This window comes from uncultured Lamprocystis sp. (assembly GCF_903933125.1).
Taxonomy (GTDB): domain Bacteria; phylum Pseudomonadota; class Gammaproteobacteria; order Chromatiales; family Chromatiaceae; genus Thiodictyon.
In genome coordinates, this window is record NZ_CAIZIZ010000133.1 from 1 (window position 1) to 7,742 (window position 7,742).

A 7,742-nucleotide genomic window follows, 5' to 3' on the forward strand; every position below is an offset into this window, starting at 1 on the left:
CCCCCGGCCGCGACGCGTGCCGGCTTGGGTCTGGTCGGATGAATGATCAAGGCCAACCGGCGGCAAGTCGGCAAACAGACGCTCCACCTGCCCCCGCCGCCGCCCGGCCCGCAGCCGCTCGGCGGCAACGATGGCGGCCAAATCGGCGAGCGTGGCGTTGAAGTGATCGTTGATGACCACGTAGTCATATTCGCTCCAATGCGCCATGTCGGCACGCGCCTCGGCCAGTCGGCGGGCGATCACGGCCTCGCTGTCGGTGCCCCGGCCGCACAAGCGGCGCTCAAGCTCAGCCCAGGATGGCGGGAGTATGAAGACGCCCACCGCCTGCGGGAAACGCGCTCTGACCTGACGGGCGCCTTGCCAATCGATCTCCAGGATCAGACCGCGTCCGGAACGCAGCCCCAGGCGAACATCCGCCTCACGGGTCCCGTACAGATTGCCGTAGACTTCCGCGTACTCGATGAAGGCCCCGGCGGCGATCTCGGCACGCAGTGTCGGCAGGTCACGGAAGTGGTAATGCACCCCATCCCGCTCGCCGGGGCGCGGCGGCCGGGTCGTGACCGAGACCGACAGGGCGAGGTGCGGATCACGCTCCAGGAGGGCCTTGACCAGGCTGGTCTTACCGGCACCGGACGGAGCCGAGACGATGAATAGGATACCTTCGTGCATCAGCGCGCCTCCGTCAACCGATCATCGTTCATCGCAGCAGTTCCAAATTTGGTTCGCCGCCGCCGACCGCGTGCCGACGGCGAGGCCAATGGTGGATGCGCTGCGCTTATCCACCCTACTCGAGGTTCTGAATCTGTTCACGCAGTTGCTCGATCAGCACCTTCATCTCGACCGCCTCGCGCGTGACCTCCACGTCGGCGGACTTGGAGCCGAGTGTATTGGCCTCCCGATTCAATTCCTGCATGAGGAAATCCAGCCGCCGGCCGACCGGCTCATCACGGGTCAGGACGGCCCGGACCTCGGCGACATGCGCCTCCAGGCGGTCCAGTTCTTCGTCGACATCCAGACGCGCGGCGACCAGCGCCAACTCCTGCTCGAGACGCCCCGCATCCAGCTCAGCGCGCAACTCCACGAAGCGGTCGGCCAGCCGCTTGCGCACCCCGGCCATGACCTGGGGCAGGCGCGCGCGCACGCGCACCACGGACTCCTGCAGCCGGTCGCAGCGCTCGCGCAGGAGCGCGCCAAGGCGCTCACCCTCGCGGGCGCGGGTCTGCAGGAGCGTACTAAGCGCCTGATCCAGCAAATGCAGGGCGGCATCCGTCACCTGGTCCAGATCGCGCTCCTGCTCCTGGATCACCCCCGGCCAGCGCAGCAGATCGAACGCCGAGGGTTCCGCCGAGCGGCCGATCAGCGACGAAATCTCATCCCCGGCCGCCAACAACTGCTCCACGTACGCGCGGTTGACGCGCAGGCTGCCGACCACCCCGACCGCGGGGTCATACCGCAGGGTACAGTCCACCTTGCCGCGTTGCAGCCGCTTCGCCAGGCGGTCACGCACCGCTGTTTCCAGGGCGCGCAGTTCCTCGGGCAAGCGGATATGGGGCTCGAGGAACCGGTGGTTGACACTACGCAGTTCCCACGTCAGCTCGCCGAATGGCGCACCTTGGGTCTCCCGCGCGAACGCGGTCATACTCTTGATCATCCCGGATGCCTCAAATTGCGGGGGGAAGACGCCCGCGGCGACTCGACGCAACAGCGCAGATTGCGGACGCGGATCACGCTATCATACCCGTTCGTCCGAGCCAGGTGAGCACACCCGTCAACACCCTCAAGTGAACGTTCGCACCCTCAACACCCAGAGATCCCGCCCCGCGTATGGACCGGATCGGCATTCATTATCATGACCGCCGCACGCGAAAGCCTCCCCCCCGACACCCTGCTCGGCAGCTATCGTATCCTCGAGACGATCGGCAAGGGCGGGTTCAGCTTGATTTACCTCGCACGGACCGAGGAGACGGGTGACGAGGTGGTCATCAAGGAGTTCATGCCGAAAAAGATCGCCAGCCGGAATCAGCGTCGGCAGGTGGTGCCCATCGAGCCGCAGTACACCGAGAACCTGCAGCGCGGGCGCAAGCTCTTTTTCCAGGAAGTGAAGGCGCTGGCCTCGCTGCGTCACCCCAACATCGTGCGCGTCCTGGATTTCTTCCTGGCCAACCAAACCGGCTACCTGGTGATGCCGAACGAACGCGGGCGCAACCTCGGAAGCTACATCCAGGAACGCCGGGGCGGCTTGAGCACGACCTTCATCCTGGACGTGTTCATGCCGATCCTGGACGCCCTGGCCTTGCTGCACACGCGCTCGATGCTCCACCTGGACGTGAAACCGGGGAATATTCACCTGCGCCATGGCAACCAACCCTTGCTGCTCGACCTGGGGGCGGTGCACCCCGTCAGCCGCGGGCGCGCCGGCGGCGGCCAAGTGATCACCGCCGGATATTCGCCGGTCGAGCAGTATTATCGCGGCGGTCGGGTCGGCCCCTGGACCGATGTCTACGCGGTTGGCGCCAGCATCCGCACCTGCATGGAAGGTCGGACGCCACCCCCGGCCATCGACCGTCACCAGGAGGACAAACTGATCCCCGCCACGGTGGAGCTCAAGAACCGCTACCCCGCTTTTTTGTTGGAAGCGGCCGACTGGGCGATGGCGATGGACGCGACCAAACGCCCGCAGGACGCGGCCGAATTCCTGGCGTACCTGACGCGCCATGTCGGCGACCTGCCGCACTCCGAGTTCTCGCAACCAGTTGAAGGCAACCGGCTCAAGGACGCCACCCAAGTTACGGCGGACCAGCCGCAATGATCACCACCGCACAAGAGACTGCCGCCCCATGCGCCCATCAGCACGTCAACCGGACGCCTTGCGTCCGATCCGCTTCACCCGCGGCTACACCAGCCATGCCGAAGGCTCGGTGTTGGTGGAGTTCGGCGCCACCCGAGTGCTCTGCACCGTCAGCGTCGAAGACCGGGTACCGCCCTTTCTGAAGGGTCAGGGCAAGGGCTGGATTACCGCGGAATACGGCATGTTGCCGCGGGCGACACACGAACGCAGCCCGCGCGAGGCGGCACGCGGCAAACAGGGTGGGCGAACCCTCGAGATCCAGCGTCTGATCGGCCGCTCGCTGCGTGCCGCGGTGGACCTGACCCAACTCGGCGAGCGCACCCTGACCCTGGACTGCGATGTCCTCCAGGCCGATGGCGGCACCCGCACCGCGGCCATCACCGGCGCCTGGGTCGCGCTGCACGATGCACTCAGCGGGCTGCGGGCGAGCGGCGCGCTGTCCGTCGATCCGCTGCGCACCCAGGTGGCCGCGGTCTCGGTCGGCATTTACGCGGGGCAGCCGGTGCTGGATCTGGACTACGCGGAGGATTCCAACGCGGATACCGACTTGAACCTGGTGATGGACGGTGACGGACGGTTCATCGAGGTGCAAGGGACCGCCGAGGCCGAGCCATTCACGCGCGCACAGTTGGACGCCCTGCTGGAACTGGGCGCCGCGGGGATTCGCCGGCTTCATGCGCTGCAGCGTGAAGCCTTGGGCATCTGACCATGACGCAATCCCACCGCGGCGAATCGATTGTGCTGGCCAGCAACAACCCCGGCAAGGTGCGCGAGTTCGGCCAACTGCTGGCCGCCGCCCGCATCCACGTCATCCCCCAGGGTGAGCGCGGCGTCCCGGAGGTCGCGGAAACCGGCCTCACCTTCGTCGAAAACGCCATCCTCAAGGCGCGCAACGCCGCCCGTTTCAGCGGCCTAGCAGCGCTGGCCGACGACTCGGGGATCGAGGTCGACGCCCTGCACGGCGCACCAGGGATCTACTCCGCCCGCTTCGCCGGACCGGGCGCCTCGGACACCGACAACCTGGTCAAGCTGCTGCAGGACCTGGAGCAGGTTCCCGACGAACAGCGCACCGCGCGCTATCAATGCGTCCTGGTCTACCTGCGCCATGCCGATGATCCCACGCCCCTGATCTGCCAGGGCACCTGGGAGGGACTCATCGGGCGCGCGCCCCGCGGCGACGCGGGTTTCGGCTATGACCCGATCTTCATCGTCCCAAGCCACGGCTGCACCGCCGCCGAGTTGGCACCGGAGGTGAAGAACCGGCTCAGCCACCGCGGTCAGGCCTTGCGCCAGTTGCAGCACCTGTTGGACGGCACGGCAGCGCCCGCGGCGCCGGATCAATGAGCGCGGCCCCACCATGACCGCCGACACCATCGCCGCCCGACTGGCGGCGGTCCAAGCCCGGATCCTGGCGGCGACCCTGAGCGCCGGCCGGGCGCCGGGCTCGGTGGGTCTGATCGCGGTGAGCAAACGGCAAGGCGCCGACGCCATCCGCGCGGCCGTTGCCCTGGGCCAGCGCGCCTTCGGAGAAAGCTATCTGCAGGAAGCACTGGACAAGCAGGCGCTGCTCACTGACCTGCCGATCGAATGGCACTTCATCGGTCGGGTCCAGGCCAACAAAACACGCCAGCTCGCCGCCCGCTTCGACTGGGTGCATGGGCTGGCGGATGCCGGACATGCGCGGCGCCTGAGTGAACACCGCCCAGCCGATCGCGCACCGCTCAAGGTTTGCATCCAGGTGAACCTGAGCGGCGAGGCGAGCAAAGGCGGCGTGGCGCCGGACGCCGCGGCCGATCTGCTCGCGGCCTGCGCCGGACTGCCGGGGCTGCGCGTGATGGGGCTCATGACGCTGCCGGCTCCCTGCGCCAACCCGAGCGAACAGCGCGAACCGCTGCACGCCCTGCGCATGCTGCGTGATCGGCTCGCCACGACTGACCAACCGCTGCACTGCCTGTCGATGGGAATGTCAGACGATCTGGAAGCGGCGATCCTGGAAGGGGCCACCCTGGTGCGGATCGGTACGGCGGTATTCGGGGCGCGCCCCTATAATAGCAGCAGCACCTGAGGTCGCTGGACGGCCGTCGCGTCGGAGACTACGCAACGCGTCGCGTACAGCCCTCGATCCTGAACTTGTTCCAAGTCGGTTTAATTATCCAGCTATGCCAACGAGCAAACCCAGCATCGCCTTCATCGGCGGCGGCAACATGGCGAGCAGCCTGATCGCGGGCCTGATCGCCGACGGCTACCCGCCCACTGCCCTATGCGTCGCCGAGCCGGACGCAACCCGTCGCGCGGACCTGAACGCACGCTTCGGCGTCCGCACCGTCGCGGACAATCGCGAGGCACTCGCCGGGGCCGCGACCCTGGTCCTGTGCGTCAAACCGCAACTGGCACCGGCCGTGTGTCGGGAAATCGGCAATCTGGTGTGCCAGCTCGGACCCCTGGTGATTTCGATCATGGCCGGGGTCCCGGAGGCGGCGATCCAGCGGTGGCTCGGCTCGCCGGTGCCGGTGGTCCGCTCCATGCCCAACACCCCGGCCATGGTTCAGACCGGGGCCATCGGGCTACACGCCAGCCCCGAGGTCGGCGACGACGGACGCAATCGGGCCGAGACCATCCTGCGCGCGGCCGGACTCACCCGCTGGGTCGAGGATGAGGCCCAGATCGACGCGGTCACCGCCATCTCCGGCAGCGGCCCGGCCTATTTCTTCTTACTCATGGAGGCGCTGGAACAGGCGGGCATCGACCTCGGACTCGATGCCGAGACCGCCCGCCTGCTGACCATTCAGACCGCACTGGGTGCCGCCCGCATGGCGGTGGAGAGTGACGCCCCGCCGGCCCAACTGCGCGCGCAGGTCACCTCCCCCGGCGGGACCACCGAACGCGCCCTGGCGGTATTCACCGAGGCGGGGCTGAGTAAACTGGTGGGCCGCGCCGCGCATGCCGCCCGTGAACGCGCGGTCGAGATCTCCAAGACGCTGATGGAGCAATCATGAGCGGTTCCTATCTGACCAACCCCCTGGTCTTTCTGATCCAGACCCTGTTCGGGCTCTATATCGCGGTGGTCATGATCCGCTTCCTGCTGCAATGGGCACGGGCGGATTTCTACAACCCGCTCTCGCAGTTCATCGTCAAGGTCACCTCGCCGGTCTTGCGGCCGCTGCGCCAGGTGATCCCGAGCCTGGCCGGGATGGACACCGCCTCCCTCGTCCTCGCCTGGCTGCTCAAGACGGCGGAACTGGCCCTGCTGGCCGTGCTGCTGGGCTTCAGCGCCATTCCTATCGGCGCATTCCTCTGGTCGCTGCCGGCGCTGATCGAGCTCATCATCAACATCTTCCTGTTCGCGGTGTTCATCCGCGTCATTCTGAGTTGGGTGAACCCCGGCACCTACAATCCGGGCGTCGCACTCCTGTCGCGGCTGACTGACCCCATCATGCGCCCGGCCCAACGCGCCCTGCCGCCCATCAGCGGCATCGACCTCTCGCCCATGCTCGTCATGATCGGTCTGGTGCTCTTGCAGATGCTGCTGGTGCCGCCGCTGAAATGGCTGACCGGGAGTCCGTTTTGAGGTGAGACGCGCACCTCAGGCGATTTTTCCGGGAAAGGAACGACCGACCCGTGGGGCGACTTAGGTGATTTCCGACAATGTGGATACCGGTCAATGTAGGTGCGACTTCAGTCGCACCTGCGTCCGAATCGGTGCGACTGAAGTCGCACCTACATCCGAGCCTATGGTGGGTGGTATCCGGTGTTCCGGAAATCACCTTAAGCCGCCCCTACAGCCCCTGCGGATCTTGCAGAATGCAATCGTTTGTTCGCGGCTTAGGTTACTCCGCAACAGGACCAACACGCGATACGGGCGGGCGGCTCACCCTCACCCGACGGGGACTTCCACCCCGCAAGAAACGCCGAGCCTTGCTCGGCGCGATAACGATCCCGCTAAAGTGGCGCCCGCCACGCGCTGACCTTGCTGAAACCTACGAACGCTCGTGGCGGGCGCCCGCTTTTGAGCGGGCATGTTAGCCTCTTTGGTCGCTCTCCAGTTGGTCGATCCGTTCCTTCAAAAATATATTCAGTAACGTTTCCTCGCTTATCCCTCTTTGGTCAGCGAATTCACGAATTTTTAGATATATTTGTCCGTCAACAGGAAAATAATGGCCTTGCGAGCGAATGTTGACTTCAAAATCGCCAGCATCTTCCTCCCCGCATTCGGTCGCATCGTGAGTATCCCAGTAGTCACCAATTGCTTGGTAACTAGAAGCGTCCGACGTGGATGATTTGTTACTCATATTTTCTTGCCTCTCTCTCAGTCATATCCCTCGCAGAAACAATGATGGCCCTCTTGTCTCGCGTGTATACAAAGAACACACTCAACAAGCGGCCCCCATCAGTTTTCCCGAAAGCAGCGAAGACATCTTCTCCTGGCACGTGACCAGTTTCCTTTCGGCGAAATCGAGGGCGATTTTCTAGTACCTCAATCACCTCATATTCTTGAACATTATGCTTCCATCGTAGCTTTTCAACAATGTCTTCTAGCCATACTATTCTTGTGATTTCAAACGACATAGCATTGCTCTTGGCGAGTAGTTCGGCTCGAAGATCGTCTTACCAGCAACTCGATTGCCTAACGTGTCGCCCCAGGCGGCGCGCGCCCCCCACAAAGCCTGCAAATCAGCTCGAACCCTGATGGCGCGCGCTCGCTCTTTGGGCGTTCGTTAGGCATTTCTTGAATTCATAATTGAGCTTGGCCCCTTTTCCTCCACGGACGGTTTGATCAAGCTTTCCGTAGGGATGCCAAGATCGCGATGTAAGCGCCAGATCATCTTCAGCGTCAGGGGGCGTTTGCGGCTCAAGATTTCGTAGACCCGATTGGAGCGTCCAATCATGGGCTCCA

General features: G+C 64.8%; 10 protein-coding genes and 1 pseudogene. 6 read left to right on the forward strand and 5 right to left on the reverse strand.

Translation table 11 applies throughout. The features are described from left to right. A partial coding sequence (gmk, locus tag QZY03_RS06310) for a guanylate kinase (protein ID WP_295579193.1) occupies positions 1-669 on the reverse strand: 669 nt, incomplete at its 3' end. 115 nt (positions 670-784) lie between these two features. Beyond that, a complete protein-coding gene (locus QZY03_RS06315) occupies positions 785-1,651 on the reverse strand; it encodes a YicC/YloC family endoribonuclease (RefSeq protein WP_295579196.1) in 867 nt (288 codons plus the stop codon). A gap of 198 nt (positions 1,652-1,849) precedes the next feature. On the opposite strand from QZY03_RS06315, the gene QZY03_RS06320 reads away from it, so the two are divergent. From QZY03_RS06320 to QZY03_RS06345, 6 genes are all read left to right on the forward strand, one after another. Continuing rightward, entirely contained in the window at positions 1,850-2,809 is a 960-nt protein-coding gene (locus tag QZY03_RS06320) for a serine/threonine-protein kinase (protein ID WP_295579199.1), read from the forward strand. A gap of 28 nt (positions 2,810-2,837) precedes the next feature. After that, positions 2,838-3,554 carry a ribonuclease PH gene (gene rph, locus QZY03_RS06325; protein WP_295579202.1) on the forward strand — a complete coding sequence of 239 codons (717 nt, stop codon included), beginning with the start codon at positions 2,838-2,840 and terminating at the stop codon, positions 3,552-3,554. A gap of 2 nt (positions 3,555-3,556) precedes the next feature. Beyond that, on the forward strand, positions 3,557-4,192 hold the full coding sequence (gene rdgB, locus QZY03_RS06330) for an RdgB/HAM1 family non-canonical purine NTP pyrophosphatase (protein WP_295579206.1): 636 nt from the start codon (positions 3,557-3,559) through the stop codon (positions 4,190-4,192). Between the two features lie 13 nt (positions 4,193-4,205). After that, entirely contained in the window at positions 4,206-4,913 is a 708-nt protein-coding gene (locus QZY03_RS06335) for a YggS family pyridoxal phosphate-dependent enzyme (protein ID WP_295579209.1), read from the forward strand. A gap of 94 nt (positions 4,914-5,007) precedes the next feature. After that, positions 5,008-5,844: a pyrroline-5-carboxylate reductase gene (proC, locus tag QZY03_RS06340; RefSeq protein ID WP_295579212.1), complete on the forward strand. Its 837-nt coding sequence runs from the start codon at positions 5,008-5,010 to the stop codon at positions 5,842-5,844. Beyond that, positions 5,841-6,416, forward strand: a complete 576-nt coding sequence (locus QZY03_RS06345; RefSeq protein WP_295579216.1) for a YggT family protein — start codon at positions 5,841-5,843, stop codon at positions 6,414-6,416. Before proC ends, QZY03_RS06345 begins: the two co-directional genes overlap by 4 nt. A gap of 451 nt (positions 6,417-6,867) precedes the next feature. Here the strand turns inward: QZY03_RS06345 and QZY03_RS06350 are convergent, their stop codons facing one another. From QZY03_RS06350 to QZY03_RS06360, 3 genes and pseudogenes are all read right to left on the reverse strand, one after another. Continuing rightward, the gene (locus QZY03_RS06350; RefSeq protein ID WP_295579218.1) at positions 6,868-7,137 is read right to left on the reverse strand and encodes a hypothetical protein; all 270 of its coding nucleotides are present in this window, start codon (positions 7,135-7,137) and stop codon (positions 6,868-6,870) included. Continuing rightward, positions 7,130-7,414: a BrnT family toxin gene (locus tag QZY03_RS06355; protein WP_295579220.1), complete on the reverse strand. Its 285-nt coding sequence runs from the start codon at positions 7,412-7,414 to the stop codon at positions 7,130-7,132. The genes QZY03_RS06350 and QZY03_RS06355 overlap by 8 nt, the downstream gene beginning before the upstream one ends. 149 nt (positions 7,415-7,563) lie before the next feature. Further along, positions 7,564-7,742, reverse strand: a pseudogene (locus QZY03_RS06360) (transcriptional regulator); the annotation flags it as partial.

Coding starts and splice junctions, on each gene's coding strand:
- QZY03_RS06355 (WP_295579220.1), bottom strand. CDS start 7,414: ATGTCGTTTGAAATCACAAGAATAGTATGGCTAGAAGACATTGTTGAA.
- rph (WP_295579202.1), top strand. CDS start 2,838: ATGCGCCCATCAGCACGTCAACCGGACGCCTTGCGTCCGATCCGCTTC.
- rdgB (WP_295579206.1), top strand. CDS start 3,557: ATGACGCAATCCCACCGCGGCGAATCGATTGTGCTGGCCAGCAACAAC.
- QZY03_RS06315 (WP_295579196.1), bottom strand. CDS start 1,651: ATGATCAAGAGTATGACCGCGTTCGCGCGGGAGACCCAAGGTGCGCCA.
- QZY03_RS06335 (WP_295579209.1), top strand. CDS start 4,206: ATGACCGCCGACACCATCGCCGCCCGACTGGCGGCGGTCCAAGCCCGG.
- proC (WP_295579212.1), top strand. CDS start 5,008: ATGCCAACGAGCAAACCCAGCATCGCCTTCATCGGCGGCGGCAACATG.
- QZY03_RS06320 (WP_295579199.1), top strand. CDS start 1,850: ATGACCGCCGCACGCGAAAGCCTCCCCCCCGACACCCTGCTCGGCAGC.
- QZY03_RS06350 (WP_295579218.1), bottom strand. CDS start 7,137: ATGAGTAACAAATCATCCACGTCGGACGCTTCTAGTTACCAAGCAATT.
- QZY03_RS06345 (WP_295579216.1), top strand. CDS start 5,841: ATGAGCGGTTCCTATCTGACCAACCCCCTGGTCTTTCTGATCCAGACC.